The organism is Streptacidiphilus jeojiensis, from assembly GCF_042510965.1.
GTDB classification, from domain to species: domain Bacteria; phylum Actinomycetota; class Actinomycetes; order Streptomycetales; family Streptomycetaceae; genus Streptacidiphilus; species Streptacidiphilus jeojiensis.
Window position 1 is genome coordinate 368,181 of sequence record NZ_JBEUKS010000008.1, and the last position, 14,344, is coordinate 382,524.

Here is a 14,344-nt window from a genome sequence, read left to right on the forward strand (position 1 = left end):
CCGACCGGCCGCCAACGAGGAGCGCACAGTGACAGTGATCGACACGACAGTCCCCCAGCAGACCGCCGTCCCCCGGCCGGTGCCGGGCGACGGCCCCGGAGCTGCCCTGCTGCGCACCCTCACCGAGCGGTCCACCGACCTCGCCAGCGTCGACCCCGGCCGGGTCGCCGCGGCGGCGCTGCGCGGCCGCAGCTCCGTCTCCGACTACGCCGAACTCCGCGGCCTGGCCGTCGAGGCCTCGGCCGCGCTGATCGCCGAGGACCCGGAGTACTCCCGGCTGGCCGCCCGACTGCTCGCCGAGGAGATCCGCGAGGAGGCCGCCGGCCAGGGCGCGACCTGCTTCGCCGCCTCCATCGCGGTCGGCCACCGCGAGGGCCTGGTCGGCGACGCCACCGCCGCCTTCGTCGCCGAGCACGCCGCCGCCCTGGACGCGGTGGTCGACGTCTCCGCCGACGACCGCTTCGAGTACTTCGGCCTGCGCACCCTCTACTCCCGCTACCTGCTGCGCCACCCGATCACCCGTCAGGTGATCGAGACCCCGCAGCACTTCATGCTGCGGGTGGCGTCCGGGCTGCAGGTCGGAGGAGACGCCGCGTCGGTGGCGGAGGTGGCCTCGCTCTACGCGCTGATGAGCCGGCTGGAGTACCTGCCCTCCTCCCCCACCCTGTTCAACTCCGGCACCCGGCACCCGCAGATGTCCTCCTGCTACCTGCTGGACTCCCCGCTGGACGAGCTGGACTCGATCTACCAGCGCTACGCCCAGATCGCCCGGCTCAGCAAGCACGCCGGCGGCATCGGCCTCTCCTACAGCCGGATCCGCTCCCGCGGCAGCCTGATCCGCGGCACCAACGGCCAGTCCAACGGCATCGTGCCGTTCCTGCGCACCCTGGACTCCTCGGTCGCGGCGGTGAACCAGGGCGGCCGGCGCAAGGGCGCGGCCTGCGTCTACCTGGAGACCTGGCACGCGGACATCGAGGAGTTCCTGGAGCTGCGCGACAACACCGGCGAGGAGGCCCGGCGCACCCACAACCTCAACCTGGCGCACTGGATCCCGGACGAGTTCATGCGCCGGGTCGACGCCGACACCGAGTGGTCGCTGTTCTCCCCCGGCGACGTGCCCGAGCTGGTCGACCTGTGGGGCGCCGAGTTCGACGCCGCCTACGCCAAGGCCGAGGCGGCCGGCCTGGCCATCCGCACCATCCCGGCCCGCACCCTGTACGCCCGGATGATGCGCACCCTGGCGCAGACCGGCAACGGCTGGATGACCTTCAAGGACGCCTCCAACCGCGCCGCCAACCAGACCGCGCTGCCCGGCCGCACGGTCCACTCCTCCAACCTCTGCACCGAGATCCTGGAGGTCACCGACGACAGCGAGACCGCCGTCTGCAACCTCGGCTCGGTCAACCTGGGCGCGCACCTGGGCGCCGACGGCGAGATGGACTGGGACCGGCTGGACGCCACCGTCCGCACCGCGGTGACCTTCCTGGACCGGGTCGTCGACATCAACTTCTACCCGACCCCCGAGGCCGGCGCGTCCAACGCCCGCTGGCGCCCGGTCGGCCTGGGTGTGATGGGCCTTCAGGACGTCTTCTTCAGGCTCCGGCTGGACTTCGACTCCGCCGAGGCCAAGGCGCTGTCCACCAGGATCTCCGAGCGGATCATGCTGGCCGCCTACGAGACCAGCGCCGACCTGGCCGAGCGGCTGGGCCGCCACGTCGCCTACGAGGAGACCCGCGCCGCCCGCGGCCAGCTGCACATCGACCACTTCTCCACCGAACCGACCTGGCCCGAGCGCTGGGACGCGCTGCGCGCCCGGATCGCCGCAACCGGCCTGCGCAACTCGCTGCTGCTGGCCATCGCGCCCACCGCCACCATCGCCTCCATCGCCGGCGTCTACGAGTGCATCGAGCCGCAGGTCTCCAACCTCTTCAAGCGGGAGACCCTGAGCGGGGAGTTCCTGCAGGTCAACCCCTACCTGGTGGCCGACCTCAAGGCCCGCGGGCTGTGGAACGCGGAGACCCGGGAGTCGCTGCGGGCGTCCAACGGCAGCGCCCTGGACATCCCCGGCCTGCCCGCCGACCTGGCCTCGCTCTACCGCACCGCCTGGGAGCTGCCGCAGCGCGCCCTGATCGACCTGGCCGCGGCCCGGATGCCCTACCTGGACCAGAGCCAGTCGCTGAACCTGTTCCTGGCCTCGCCCACCATCGGCAAGCTCAGCTCGATGTACGCGTACGCCTGGAAGGTCGGCCTGAAGACCACCTACTACCTGCGCTCCCGCCCGGCGACCCGGATCGCCCGGGCCGCGGCGGCAGCGCCTGTCGTCCCCGTCATCGAGGAAGAGGCGGTCATCGCCTGCTCCCTGGAGAACCCCGAGTCCTGCGAGGCCTGCCAGTAATGAGCTCCACCGAAAAGAATCTTCTCGACCCGGGCTTCGAACTGACGCTCCGTCCGATGCGCTACCCGGACTTCTACGAGCACTACCGCAACGCCATCAAGAACACCTGGACCGTGGAGGAGGTGGACCTGGTCTCCGACGTCGCCGACCTGCCCAAGCTCAGCGCGGACGAACGGCACATGCTGGGCCGGCTGGTCGCCTTCTTCGCGACCGGCGACTCCATCGTGTCCAACAACCTGGTGCTGACCCTCTACAAGCACATCAACTCGCCCGAGGCCCGGCTCTACCTCTCCCGCCAGCTGTTCGAGGAGGCCGTCCACGTCCAGTTCTACCTGACCCTGCTGGACACCTACCTGCCCGACCCGGAGGACCGCAACGCGGCCTTCGCGGCCGTGGAGAACATCCCCTCGATCCGCGAGAAGGCGCAGTTCTGCTTCCGCTGGATGGACCAGGTGGAGCAGCTCGACAGCCTGCAGACCAAGGCGGACCGGCGCCGCTTCCTGCTCAACCTGATCTGCTTCGCCGCCTGCATCGAGGGCCTGTTCTTCTACGGCGCCTTCGCCTACGTGTACTGGTTCCGCAGCCGCGGCCTGCTGCACGGCCTGGCGACCGGCACCAACTGGGTGTTCCGCGACGAGTCCATGCACATGGACTTCGCCTTCCAGGTGGTGGACACCGTCCGCGCCGAGGAGCCCGACCTCTGGGACGAGGATCTCGGCAAGCAGGTCACCGCCATGCTGGAGGAGGCCGTCGAGGCCGAGCTGCAGTTCGCCCGCGACCTCTGCGGGGACGGCCTGCCGGGCATGAACACCGAGTCCATGCGCGAGTACCTGCAGTGCGTGGCCGACCAGCGGCTGGCCCGGCTGGGCCTGCCGGTCCGCTACGGCTCGGAGAACCCCTTCGGCTTCATGGAGCTCCAGGGCGTCCAGGAGCTCACCAACTTCTTCGAGCGCCGGGTCTCCGCCTACCAGGTCGCCGTGGAGGGCTCGGTCTCCTTCGACGACGACTTCTAGAGCGGCATGTTCTAGAGCAGCGTCTTCCAGTACGACCAGAACCTGATCAGCACCATCCCGCCGACCACCAGGTACCACAGCAGCGGCCCGAACCAGTGCAGCGTCAGCACCGCGTCCAGCCCCTCCCGCCAGCGCTCGGGGAAGGGCAGGACGCGGTGCTTCAGGTTGTGCAGGGTGACGTACCAGAACATCGGGAAGATGATCACCCAGACCACCATGCAGTACGGGCAGAGCGCCCCGATGCTGTAGAGCGACTGGGTGATCAGCCAGCAGATCAGCACCAGCCCCAGGGTGACCCCCAGCTGCAGCCCGGCCCAGAACCACGTCCGGTAGCGCGCGCCGGCCAGCAGGCCCGCGCCGACGGCCAGCACCACCGCGAAGCCGGCGATGCCCATCAGCGGGTTGGGGAAGCCGAAGACCGCCGCCTGCGAGGTGGTCATCACATTGCCGCAGCTGATGATGGGGTTGATGCTGCAGCTCGGCTTGTAGCCGGGGTCGGTGAGCAGCTTGAAGCGCTCGTAGGTCAGCGTGAAGGAGGCGATGAAGCCCAGCACCCCGGTGACCACCAGGAACCAGGTCATCGCCCGGCCCGCACCGATGCCCGTCCCGTCCTGGTCGGCGTCGTCGTTCATGCCTCCCAGCATCACCTACCGGCGCTTCCGCCGCTCAGTCATTGGGCTGGACCTCGTAGCGGGGCGTGAGCTCCGCCATCTGCCGCAGCGCGTCCTTGCGGTCGCGCTTGGACAGCCGGTCGATGTAGAGGTAGCCGTTCAGGTGGTCGGTCTCGTGCTGGAGGCAGCGGGCGAAGAAGCCGGTGCCCTCGACGACGACGTCCTGACCGTCCTTGTCCTGGCCGCGCACCACCGCGTAGTCGGGGCGGGCCAGGTCCGCGTAGGCGCCGGGGACGGAGAGGCAGCCCTCGGCGGACTCGTCCAGGGTGCGGCGCGCCGGGTCGAGTTCGTCCAGCACCGGGTTGACCACCACGCCGACGTGGCGCACGCCGTCGTCGTCCGGGCAGTCGTAGACGAACACCCGCTGGGCCACCCCGATCTGATTGGCCGCCAGGCCGACGCCGTCGGCCCCGTACATGGTCACGAACATGTCGTCGATCAGCGCGGACAGCTCCGCGCCGAACTCGCTGACCGTCTCGCACGGGCGGTGCAGCACCGGGTTGCCGACGACGGTGATCGGGCGCACCGAGCCCCGGCTGGTGTCCGGCTCCTCGCCGATCACCGTCATCGGGGCCCGCTGCTCCTCGACCTGCTCCTCGCCCTGTTCCTGGTCGCTCCGTACCGCCTCGACCTGCTGCTCCGACATGCGCTCGCCTTCAGTCCGTACCGGGGTCAGCCACCAGGGTACGGGCTGCGGGCCTCAGCAGACCTCTTCAAGATCCCGGTAGGCCCGCCCGGACCGGTTCCCGGCCACCCAGCGGTCCAGCAGGGTGCGGACCACCCCGCTGGGCGCGGCCACCCCGCACTCCCGCTCCGGGATCCACAGCGCCCCCGCGCTGCGGTGGCTGAGGTGCCCGTCGTCGTGCGGGTCGTGGTGCTCGCTGTGGCCGTCGTCGGCCGGCATCCGGCTCTCCGAGCAGTCCCGGCAGAGCAGCCGCACCGACGAGGTCCAGTCCTCGGCCGCGTAGCCGGCCTCGGAGACCAGCCGCTCCAGGGCGTCCCGATCGGCCTCGGTCTCGGCCTGCAGCAGCACCACGTACGTCGGTACCGGGGACGGCGCCCACAGCTCGATCTCGTCGAACACCGGGTACGGGACGCCGCCGGCCACCCGTTCGCCGTGCGGGCTGCCGTCGTGCAGCACCACCTCGCCCCAGCGCCGTCCGGAGGAGGGCAGCGGGATGGAGAGCACCTCGACCCGGGCCGGGTCCAGCCGGCGGCCCCAGACCACCTCGGACTCGCCCTCCGGGGAGAGCCGCACCGGGGTGGTGCCGTAGTCCAGGCTGACCGGCCCCTCGCCGGGCGCCAGCCGCAGTCCGTAGGCCTGCCAGCAGCGCCGGGCCAGCGCCCAGTCCTGCAGCGCGGTGGCGGCGATGCCCAGGTTCCACCAGTCGGGGGCACCGGGGTTGCGGTCCAGCAGGGCCACGGCGCGCAGGCCGGCGGCGCGCGCCTGCTCCCAGTCCCTGCGGAACTTGTGCAGCAGCGCCAGGTTGAACCAGGAGTCGGAGAGCCAGGGCTCGAGATCGGCGGCCCGGACCAGCAGGGCGCCCGCGTCCTCGAAGCGTCCGTTGCCCATGAGCGTGAAGGCCCGGTCGGTCGTCTGCCGCCAGCTGGCGGACGGCCTCTGCCGTGCCCGATTGAAGATCTTCACCTCGGCCTGCCACTTGTCCGATTCCACCCGGCGGTCCGGGCTGGGTTCCTTCGGTGCGGTGCTCTTCCCCTGCGACGGCGCAAGGGACGATGGCGCTGTGAACGGTGGGGCCCGATGCTGCTGCCCCCGGATGCACGCTACGTCCCCCCGCGCCCCGACGCCATGCGCAGCCGTCCGCCCTTGCGGCCCGACGTCCGTCATCGACTCCATGCCCACTGGGCGGCGCACCACACGCCCGCTGCCCGCCCTTCTGCTGCATCCAACCACGACTGGGGCCCGCTCCACTCCGCACCTGCGGATTCACCCCCGGAGGTGCTATGGATCGGCCGGTTCGCGCAGGCACACCCGTGCCAATGCCTCCACCGCGTGCGGTTCGTACTCACGGGCGGTGTTCCGTCGCAGCTGCTCCACCACCTCCTCGTGCTGCTCCCTGCCCCCTCCGTCACAGCCGAGGTCGTCGAAGGCGTTGGCGACCCGGATGATGGCGGCGGCGCGCGGCAGTGCGGGGTCCCGGCTGCCGTCCTCGCGGCGGTACGGCTCCGGGATCGCCGCCACGATCTCGGCGACCTCCGGCGGTACGCCGGTCTGCCGGATCACCTCACTGCCCAGCCTGCCGATCCGGCGCTGCTCCGGCAGCGGAAGCAGCGCGGTGGCCCCGCCGGGGACCGGGTCGACCAGCGAGAGCTGGCCGATGTCGTGCATCAGCGCGGCGCATTCCAGCAGTTCCAGTTCCTTTGCCCCGAGACCGAGTTCGCGCCCGATCCCGGAGGCCAGGTCGGCGACCCGGCGGGCGTGCCCGGGGAGGGTGTATCCGGCCACCTCGGTGGAGCGGGCCAGCGAGGCCACGGTCTGCCCGCGGGTGGCCCGGATCGCCCGGTAGCGGCGGAAGGACAGCTGGCTGAGCAGCAGCGGCAGCGAGAACAGCGGCAGCGCCCACCAGCCCGCCTCACGCACCGCCAGACCGACGCAGACCACCGCCACCACCGCATGCACCACCCGCACCACGGCAACCCCCCGGGAGGCCCCCAGCACCGGCCCTACCGCCCCCGCCGGGCCTTCCGGCTCCGCTGACCCGGGCCCCCGCCCGGTCACCGCCGCCACCACGGCGACGCCGGCGGCGTGCGCCCGCCCGCACCGCCACCCACGCGCCCCGCGCCCCGCACCCCTGAGAACGCCGCCCCCGCGGCGGGTGCGGGCACCCGCGGCAGCGGCTCGCGGGCGCCCAGCGGCACCTCCGGGGCCTGCTCGTCGCCCTCGTGCCCCAGCAGCGTCGGCTGCCAGCGGGTCCGTTCCAGCGCCCGGACCAGCGCGGTCACCATCGCCGGGTCGAACTGGCTGCCCGCGCACCGCTCCAGCTCGGCCAGCGCCTCGGCGACCGGCCGGCCGCGCCGGTAGGAGCGGGTGGAGGTCATCGAGTCGAAGGCGTCGGCGACCGCGATCACCCGGGCGAACTCGGGGATCTCCGCCCCGGCCAGGCCGTGCGGGTAGCCGCGTCCGTCCATCCGCTCGTGGTGGTGCAGGATCCCGGCGCGGGCCTCGCCCAGGAAGCCGATCCCGCGGACCAGTTCGTGGCCGTACTCGGGATGCAGCACCACCTGCCGGTACTCCTCGTCGGTCAGCGGCCCGCTCTTGCGCAGCAGCCGGGTCGGCACCCCCAGCTTGCCGACGTCGTGCAGGGTGCCGGCGACCCGCAGCGAGGCCACCCGCTCGGTGCCCATCCCCAGCTCACCCGCCATCAGGACGGCGGCGTGGCCCACCCGTTCGCTGTGGCCGCGGGTGTAGCCGTCCTTGATCTCGACCGCCTGCACCAGCGCGCGCACGGTCGCCTGATGCGCCGCCCGCTCCCGCTGCGACTGCGCCGCCATCCAGCTGGAGACGCCCAGCGGCAGCAGCGCCAGCACCCCGGCGAAGGCGCCGTAGGGACCCTCCCAGAGCACCGCCATCATCAGTCCGACCAGGCCGTGGCCGAAGGCCGGGAGCGGGGAGTGCAGCAGGCTCCGGTACCAGTGCCGGCGCCGTCCCCCGGGCTCCGCCGCCGCCAGGATGCCCGCCATCAGCGCCCCGTTGACCAGGCAGAAGGCCAGCGCGGCCACCCCGGCGGGCAGCAGCAGGGCCGGCAGCCGGACCCCCATCAGCAGCCGGTGGCCGTCCAGCGCCCGGAACACGCAGGAGGCGACGAAGGCGGACAGGCCCAGCTGGGCCGCGTTCCAGCACCTGCGGACCGCCCGCGGCGGCGCGGCGGGCGCGAGCAGCGTCCCGGGGAGCGCGACCAGCGCGGCGGCGGCGGGCGGCAGCAGCACCACGCCCGCGAGCAGCACCGGGAAGTGCGCCGCGGGGGCGACCCCCTCCTCCCCCTCGCCGGCGTTGCGGGCGGTGATGTCGCAGCCCAGGAAGAGCAGCGCGAGCACGGCGACCCGGGACCAGGCCTCGGCCGTCCGCACCTGCGGCAGCGCGGGCAGCACACAGCCGAGCGCCGCCGCCAGCACCAGGGCGACGTACGCCCGGGCGACGGTCGGAAGCGCGCGGCGGCGCTGCTCCACTGCTGCGGTAGAGATCTCGGCCTCCGCGCTCGTCCGGTACCCGTCACGGAGGATATGTCCCCGAACCCGTCATAACCGGCCTTCAACGGTACTGCCGCGTTCGGCGGAGGCAGACTCACACGATCAGGTGACGCATCTGTGATTCGCCCCGTCAATACCCGTGGCCCCGGGGGATCAAGCCCCGGGGCCACGAATTCATGCCTACCTTTTTGTGACGCAGCGTCAGCGACTCTCGGCCTCCGCCGGCGCCGCGCCGGCGCCCACCGGGTCGTCCCCGACCAGGTCGCCCTGGACCGGGACCCCGGCGCGGATCTGCTCGATCCGCGCGAGCACCTTGCCGCGCAGGTCGGACGGGGCGGTGTCGCAGCAGGAGCGCTTGACCAGCGCCTTGATGGCCTGTTCCAGGCCGTACTGCGCGAGGCACGGGGAGCACTCGTCGAAGTGCTGCTTCAGCTTGGCGCAGTCCCCCTCGCCCATCTCGTTGTCGAGGTACTCGTACAGATGATCGAGCACCTCACCGCACGCGGTGTCGTGGTGGTTGCCGCAGCTCATGAGCCCGAGCCTTTCGCCTGGTCCTGCACGCCCCGGAGAATGGGAGTACCGGTCCCGGCACCGCTGCCGGCCGGGACCAGCCCACGGTCGCGGGCGTAGTCCTCCAGCAGGTCGCGCAACTGGCGGCGACCGCGGTGGAGACGGGACATCACCGTACCGATGGGTGTCCCCATGATGTCGGCAATCTCCTTGTAGGCGAAGCCCTCGACGTCCGCGAGATACACGGCGATCCGGAACTCCTCCGGAATCGACTGCAGCGCGTCCTTCACGTCGCTGTCCGGGAGGTGGTCCAGCGCCACCGTCTCGGCGGAGCGCAGACCGGTCGACATGTGCGACTCGGCGCGCGCCAGCTGCCAGTCCTCGATCTCCTCCGCGCCGGTCCGCTGCGGCTCGCGCTGCTTCTTCCGGTAGGAGTTGATGAAGGTGTTGGTCAGGATGCGGTACAGCCACGCCTTGAGGTTGGTGCCCTCACGGAACTGGTGGAAGGAGGCGAACGCCTTGGCGAACGTCTCCTGCAGCAGGTCCTCGGCGTCGGCCGGGTTTCGGGTCATCCGCAGCGCGGCGGAGTACAGCTGGTCCAGGTAGCCCAGGGCGTCCCGCTCGAAGCGCGCCGAACGCTCGGACTCGGTCTCCTCGGCGGCAGCCCTGAAGGTGTCGCCGTCGAAGTCGTCGTCCGGCTTCGGGTCGACCACGGCCCCCGTCTCGTCCTCGGTCCCGGTGACCGGACCCACCTCCTCAGCGACAAACGGACGGTCCACAAGAGTGGACCCGCTCGCAAGGGAGACTATCGGGCCCGCGCTCTTGTCGCCCGCCACCGGCCACTGCGGCCAGGACAGAACGGAGCTCGCCACGCCCTCGGACCGGGCGGGGCATGCGGCTGAAACCATGAGCACTGCCTTCCACTGACGCTTTGATGCCGACAATGGTGTGAACCGGGAGAGGCCTGTGCGCATTCCCGGGTCTGTGCACATGCATCAAAAAAAGTGCACACGCGTCAGAAAAGGTCAGAAAAGTCCGTCGGGCTCCAGCTCACGGGTCAGTTCCGGACCGTTGTTGCGGATGTTGCCGACCGCCGCCCCCACCGGGCGGGCCTCCATCAGCCCCGGCGGCGGGGGCGCCAGCAGGGCGCGGGCCTCCTCCGGGTCGGTGAGGCCCGGGTCCAGCCAGTCGTCCCAGCGGTCCCGGGGCAGCACCAGCGGCATCCGGTCGTGGATGCCGGCCAGCGCGGGCTCGGCGGCGGTGGTGACGACCGTGCAGGTGCACAGCCAGGCGGCCGGGTCCTCGGAGGGGATGTCGCGGTTCCGCCAGAACTCGTAGAGGCCGGCCATCGCCATCACCGAGCCGTCGGCGGGGGTGATAAAGAACGGCTGCTTCCGCACCCGGGACTTCGGGGTACCCGGGGGGACCTCGGGTGTGAACCACTCGTAGTAGCCGTCGGCGGGGAGCAGGCAGCGGCGGGCGGTCAGGGAGCGGCGGTAGGCGGGCTTCTCGTGGGCGGTCTCGGCCCGGGCGTTGATCATCTTCGCGGCCGACCCGGGCGACTTCGCCCAGGAGGGCACCAGGCCCCAGCGCAGCGCCCGCAGCTGCCGTACCGTCCCCGCTTCCCCCTTCTCCCCCCTGGGCGCCCGCTCCAGCACCGCGTACACCGGGTCCGTCGGCCCGATGTTCCAGTTCTGCGCCAGGGCCTCGGTCGGGTCCCAGGAGGCGACGTCGAAGAGGCCGGCCAGGTCCTCCGGCTTACGACTCGACGCATAGCGACCACACATGCCCCAACCATGCCACCGGTCTCTGACAGCCGTGGTCCGAACCGGTGACTACCCGTTCCGCGTCCCTCCGTGCGAGGCTTCCACCTCTCGCTCCGAATCCTGTCCGTCGACGGCCCACCGAAGGCACTCCACTCCATGCATCCGCAGAGCATCAGCCAGGTCTGGGACCAGGTCACCGGTGTCCAGGCCGCCCCGTCGGGGCCCATCGTCTGGGCGACGGCGGCCATAGCCCTGCTGGCCGTCTGGCCACGCTTCAGCTGGCACTACACCCGCAATGTCGTGACCATCGCGCACGAGGGCGGCCACGGCCTGGCCGCCGTGCTGACCCGGCGCAAGCTGCACGGCATCCGGCTGCACTCGGACACCTCGGGACTCACCGTCTCCTCCGGCAAGCCGCACGGCCCCGGCATGGTGCTCACCGCCGCCGCCGGCTACTCCGCACCACCGCTGCTGGGCCTCGGCGGCGCCTGGCTGATCTCCGGCGGCCACATCACCGCCCTGCTGTGGGCCGTGGTGGTGCTGCTGATCGCGGTCCTGGTCATGATCAGGAACGCCTACGGGGCGCTGACCGTCGTGATCACCGGCGGCATCTGCTTCGCCGTGTCCTGGTTCGGCAGCGAGCAGGTCCAGGGCGCCTTCGCCTATCTCAGCGTCTGGTTCCTGCTGCTCTCCGGCGTCCGGCCGGTGGTCGAGCTGCAGCGCAAGCGCCGGCACGGCGGAGCGCCCGACTCCGACGCGGACCAGTTGGGCCGGCTGACCCGTACCCCGGCACTCCTCTGGGTGACCCTGTTCTTCATCATCGGCCTGGCCTGCCTGGCCGCCGGAGCCCGCTGGCTGCTCACCCGCTGAGCGAGCCGATAGGCTCGGGACCCATGACCGGCACTCTGGAACCCCTGTGGCCCGCACCGACCGCGACCGACCCCGTCGACGCGGTCGTCACCGTTCCCGGATCCAAGTCGGCGACCAACCGCGCCCTGATCCTGGCGGCCCTGGCCGACCAGCCCGGCTATGTCCGCCGTCCGCTGCGCAGCCGGGACAGCCTGCTGATGGCCGAGGGGCTGCGAGCCCTGGGCGTGGGCATCGAAGACACGCTCAACAGCAGCAGCGGCGTGTCCGGCGGCGGTGACGCCTGGCACGTCTTCCCCAGTCAGGGCGCCTTCCCGGGCAAGTACAGCCTGGCCGGTCCGCTCGGCGGCACGGCCAGGGTGGACGTGGGCAACGCCGGCACGGTCATGCGCTTCCTGCCGCCGGTCGCGGCCCTGGTCGACGGCGAGGTGCAGTTCGACGGCGACCCCCGTTCGTACGAACGCCCGCTCGGCGGTGTGATCGGCGCGCTGCGCGCACTGGGCGCGCGGATCGAGGACGAGGGCCGGGGAGCGCTCCCGCTCACCGTCTACGGCACCGGCGGCCTGGTCGGCGGAACCGTCACCGTGGACGCCTCGTCCTCCTCCCAGTTCGTCAGCGCGCTGCTGCTGTCCGGACCGCGCTTCCAGCAGGGCGTGGAGGTCAGGCACTCCGGCGACCCCGTTCCCTCGCTGCCGCACATCCGGATGACCGTGGAGATGCTCCGCGCCGCCGGCGCCCAGGTGGACGCCCCCGAGGACGGCGGCGAGCCGGACGTCTGGCGGGTCACCCCCGGCGCGCTGCTGGGCCGGGACGTGGTGGTCGAGCCGGACCTCTCCAACGCCGCGCCCTTCCTGGCCGCCGCGCTGGTCACCGGCGGCACGGTCACCGTCCGCGACTGGCCGGAGCGCACCAGCCAGCCCGGGGACCAGCTGCGCGGGCTGTTCACCCGGATGGGCGGCACCTGCGAACTCACTCCGGACGGCCTGCGCTTCACCGGCACCGGACGCGTCCACGGACTCGACGCCGACCTGCACGACGTCGGCGAGCTCACCCCGGTGATCGCCGCGGTCGCCGCGCTGGCCGACTCCCCGTCCAGGCTCAGCGGCATCGCCCATCTGCGGATGCACGAGACCGACCGGCTCAAGGCCCTCGCCGACGAGTTCAACGCCCTGGGCGGCGACGTCACCGAGACCGAGGACGGCCTGGTGATCAAGCCGCGGCCGCTGCACGGCGGCGTGTTCCACACCTACGAGGACCACCGGCTGGCCACCGCCGCCGCGGTGATCGGCCTCGCCGTGCCCGGGATCCAGGTGGAGAACGTCGCCACCACCGCCAAGACCCTGCCGGACTTCCCGGGGCTCTGGAACGCCATGCTGGACAGCGCCCCGATGTCGGCGAAGGGCTGAGCCGCCGCCATGCGCCGCTACGGCAAGGACGCCGACGAGGACGACATCCGCGCCCGCCCCTCCCGCAAGGGCTCCCGTCCGCGGACCCGGACCAGGCCCACCCACGAGGACGCCGCCGAGGGCATGGTCCTCACCGTCGACCGGGGCCGGTTCACCTGCCTGGTCGAGGCCGACACCAAGCGCGAGCGGGAGATCTCCGCGATGAAGGCCCGGGAGCTGGGCCGCAAGGGCGTCGTCGTCGGGGACCGGGTCGGCCTGGTCGGCGACCTGTCCGGCGAACCGGGCGTGCTGGCCAGGATCGTCCGGGTCGAGGAGCGCGCCTCGGTGCTGCGCCGCACGGCGGACGACGACGACCCCTACGAGCGGATCGTGGTCGCCAACGCCGACCAGCTCGCCATCGTCATCGCCCTGGCCGACCCGGAGCCCCGGGCCCGGCTGATCGACCGCTGCCTGGTCGCCGCCTACGACGCCGGGCTGCGGCCGCTGCTGGTGCTCACCAAGTCCGACCTGGCGGCCCCCGAGCCGCTGCTGGACATCTACGCCCCGCTGGGCGTCGACCACGTGGTCACCCGCAGGGACGACCTGGCCGGCGAGGGCGCCGAACGGGTCCGCGAGCACCTGCGCGGGCTGTCCACCGTGTTCATCGGCCACTCCGGGGTGGGCAAGACCACCCTGGTGAACGCCCTGGTGCCGGAGCACCAGCGGTCGACCGGCCACGTCAACGCGGTCACCGGACGCGGACGGCACACCACCACCTCGGCGCTGGCGCTGCGGCTGCCGCCGGCCCCCGGCGCCAAGAAGGGGGACCCGCCCGGCTGGGTCATCGACACCCCCGGTTTCCGCTCCTTCGGCCTCTCCCACATCGAGCCGGGCCGGGTCATCCTGGCCTTCCCCGACCTGGTGCCCGGTACCGAGGGCTGCCCCAGGGCCTGCAGCCACGACGAACCCGACTGCGCGCTGGATGCCTGGGTCGCCGAGGGCCACGCCGACCCGGCCCGGCTCTACTCCCTGCGCCGGCTGCTCTCCACCCGGGAGACCCGCGAAGGTGACTGACGACTCGCAGCAGCGCCCACTCTGACCGACGATGGTGATCACCGAGCGACCTTGGGAGGAACCGTGGCCTGGCTGATGGTGGTCGTCGCCGGCTTCCTGGAGACCGGCTTCGCCGTGTGCCTCAAGCTCAGCGAGAACTTCACCAAGTTCTGGCCGGTGGTCGGCTTTGCGCTCTTCGGCATCGGCAGCTTCGGCCTGCTGTCCCTGGGCCTGAAGACCCTCGACATCGGCCCCGCCTACGCGGTCTGGACCGGGATCGGCGCGGCCGGTACAGCGATCTACGGCATGGTCTGGCTGGGCGACGTGGTCTCGGTGATGAAGATCCTCTCCATCAGCTTCGTCCTGATCGGCGTCGTAGGACTCCAACTCAGCGGATCCACCCACTGACGACGCAGCACCCCCGCGCCCCTATGGGCTGCAACTGAACCACCGCGAGCAAGTTGCAGCCCCCCAG

The 14,344-nt window shown here is 71.9% G+C and carries 14 protein-coding genes; 6 read left to right on the forward strand and 8 right to left on the reverse strand.

What is annotated here, in order from left to right:
* The first annotated feature begins 37 nt into the window (after positions 1-37).
* A complete protein-coding gene (locus ABUW04_RS23835; protein WP_380566562.1) occupies positions 38-2,395 on the forward strand; it encodes a ribonucleoside-diphosphate reductase subunit alpha in 2,358 nt (785 codons plus the stop codon).
* On the forward strand, positions 2,395-3,408 hold the full coding sequence (locus tag ABUW04_RS23840) for a ribonucleotide-diphosphate reductase subunit beta (RefSeq protein WP_030257487.1): 1,014 nt from the start codon (positions 2,395-2,397) through the stop codon (positions 3,406-3,408). The genes ABUW04_RS23835 and ABUW04_RS23840 overlap by 1 nt, the downstream gene beginning before the upstream one ends.
* Positions 3,409-3,419: 11 nt before the next feature.
* Here the strand turns inward: ABUW04_RS23840 and ABUW04_RS23845 are convergent, their stop codons facing one another.
* The 8 genes from ABUW04_RS23845 to ABUW04_RS23880 form a co-directional block, all read right to left on the reverse strand.
* Positions 3,420-4,040 carry a vitamin K epoxide reductase family protein gene (locus ABUW04_RS23845; protein WP_030257493.1) on the reverse strand — a complete coding sequence of 207 codons (621 nt, stop codon included), beginning with the start codon at positions 4,038-4,040 and terminating at the stop codon, positions 3,420-3,422.
* Positions 4,041-4,074: 34 nt separating this feature from the next.
* Positions 4,075-4,647 (reverse strand): peptide deformylase, encoded by a 573-nt coding sequence (gene def, locus ABUW04_RS23850; RefSeq protein ID WP_232242367.1) that lies wholly within the window; start codon positions 4,645-4,647, stop codon positions 4,075-4,077.
* Between the two features lie 132 nt (positions 4,648-4,779).
* On the reverse strand, positions 4,780-5,727 hold the full coding sequence (locus ABUW04_RS23855) for a tetratricopeptide repeat protein (RefSeq protein WP_030257498.1): 948 nt from the start codon (positions 5,725-5,727) through the stop codon (positions 4,780-4,782).
* Between the two features lie 315 nt (positions 5,728-6,042).
* Positions 6,043-6,729 (reverse strand): HD-GYP domain-containing protein, encoded by a 687-nt coding sequence (locus ABUW04_RS23860; protein ID WP_380566525.1) that lies wholly within the window; start codon positions 6,727-6,729, stop codon positions 6,043-6,045.
* Between the two features lie 86 nt (positions 6,730-6,815).
* Complete coding sequence (locus ABUW04_RS23865) at positions 6,816-8,267, reverse strand: HD-GYP domain-containing protein (RefSeq protein WP_380566526.1); 1,452 nt, start codon at positions 8,265-8,267, stop codon at positions 6,816-6,818.
* Positions 8,268-8,489: 222 nt separating this feature from the next.
* Positions 8,490-8,819, reverse strand: a complete 330-nt coding sequence (rsrA, locus tag ABUW04_RS23870; RefSeq protein WP_030257504.1) for a mycothiol system anti-sigma-R factor — start codon at positions 8,817-8,819, stop codon at positions 8,490-8,492.
* Entirely contained in the window at positions 8,816-9,706 is an 891-nt protein-coding gene (locus ABUW04_RS23875; protein ID WP_084714731.1) for a sigma-70 family RNA polymerase sigma factor, read from the reverse strand. The genes rsrA and ABUW04_RS23875 overlap by 4 nt, the downstream gene beginning before the upstream one ends.
* A gap of 117 nt (positions 9,707-9,823) precedes the next feature.
* Positions 9,824-10,585, reverse strand: coding sequence for an SOS response-associated peptidase (locus ABUW04_RS23880; RefSeq protein ID WP_380566527.1), 762 nt, complete (start codon positions 10,583-10,585; stop codon positions 9,824-9,826).
* Positions 10,586-10,720: 135 nt separating this feature from the next.
* Between ABUW04_RS23880 and ABUW04_RS23885 the strand changes: the two genes are divergently transcribed.
* The 4 genes from ABUW04_RS23885 to ABUW04_RS23900 all read left to right on the forward strand — a co-directional run bounded on the left by ABUW04_RS23885 (position 10,721) and on the right by ABUW04_RS23900 (position 14,277).
* A complete protein-coding gene (locus ABUW04_RS23885) occupies positions 10,721-11,434 on the forward strand; it encodes a M50 family metallopeptidase (protein ID WP_380566528.1) in 714 nt (237 codons plus the stop codon).
* 23 nt (positions 11,435-11,457) lie between these two features.
* Entirely contained in the window at positions 11,458-12,837 is a 1,380-nt protein-coding gene (aroA, locus tag ABUW04_RS23890; RefSeq protein WP_380566529.1) for a 3-phosphoshikimate 1-carboxyvinyltransferase, read from the forward strand.
* A 9-nt stretch (positions 12,838-12,846) separates the two neighbouring features.
* A complete protein-coding gene (gene rsgA, locus ABUW04_RS23895; RefSeq protein ID WP_030257514.1) occupies positions 12,847-13,890 on the forward strand; it encodes a ribosome small subunit-dependent GTPase A in 1,044 nt (347 codons plus the stop codon).
* 63 nt (positions 13,891-13,953) lie between these two features.
* Positions 13,954-14,277, forward strand: a complete 324-nt coding sequence (locus tag ABUW04_RS23900) for a DMT family transporter (RefSeq protein WP_030257517.1) — start codon at positions 13,954-13,956, stop codon at positions 14,275-14,277.
* Positions 14,278-14,344: the final 67 nt, after the last annotated feature.

Excerpts from the sequence above, each read along its gene's own strand:
- ABUW04_RS23845 (WP_030257493.1), bottom strand. The coding sequence starts at position 4,040 with ATGAACGACGACGCCGACCAGGACGGGACGGGCATCGGTGCGGGCCGG.
- rsrA (WP_030257504.1), bottom strand. The coding sequence starts at position 8,819 with ATGAGCTGCGGCAACCACCACGACACCGCGTGCGGTGAGGTGCTCGAT.
- def (WP_232242367.1), bottom strand. The coding sequence starts at position 4,647 with ATGACGGTGATCGGCGAGGAGCCGGACACCAGCCGGGGCTCGGTGCGC.
- ABUW04_RS23840 (WP_030257487.1), top strand. The coding sequence starts at position 2,395 with ATGAGCTCCACCGAAAAGAATCTTCTCGACCCGGGCTTCGAACTGACG.
- rsgA (WP_030257514.1), top strand. The coding sequence starts at position 12,847 with ATGCGCCGCTACGGCAAGGACGCCGACGAGGACGACATCCGCGCCCGC.
- ABUW04_RS23880 (WP_380566527.1), bottom strand. The coding sequence starts at position 10,585 with ATGTGTGGTCGCTATGCGTCGAGTCGTAAGCCGGAGGACCTGGCCGGC.
- aroA (WP_380566529.1), top strand. The coding sequence starts at position 11,458 with ATGACCGGCACTCTGGAACCCCTGTGGCCCGCACCGACCGCGACCGAC.
- ABUW04_RS23875 (WP_084714731.1), bottom strand. The coding sequence starts at position 9,706 with ATGGTTTCAGCCGCATGCCCCGCCCGGTCCGAGGGCGTGGCGAGCTCC.
- ABUW04_RS23885 (WP_380566528.1), top strand. The coding sequence starts at position 10,721 with ATGCATCCGCAGAGCATCAGCCAGGTCTGGGACCAGGTCACCGGTGTC.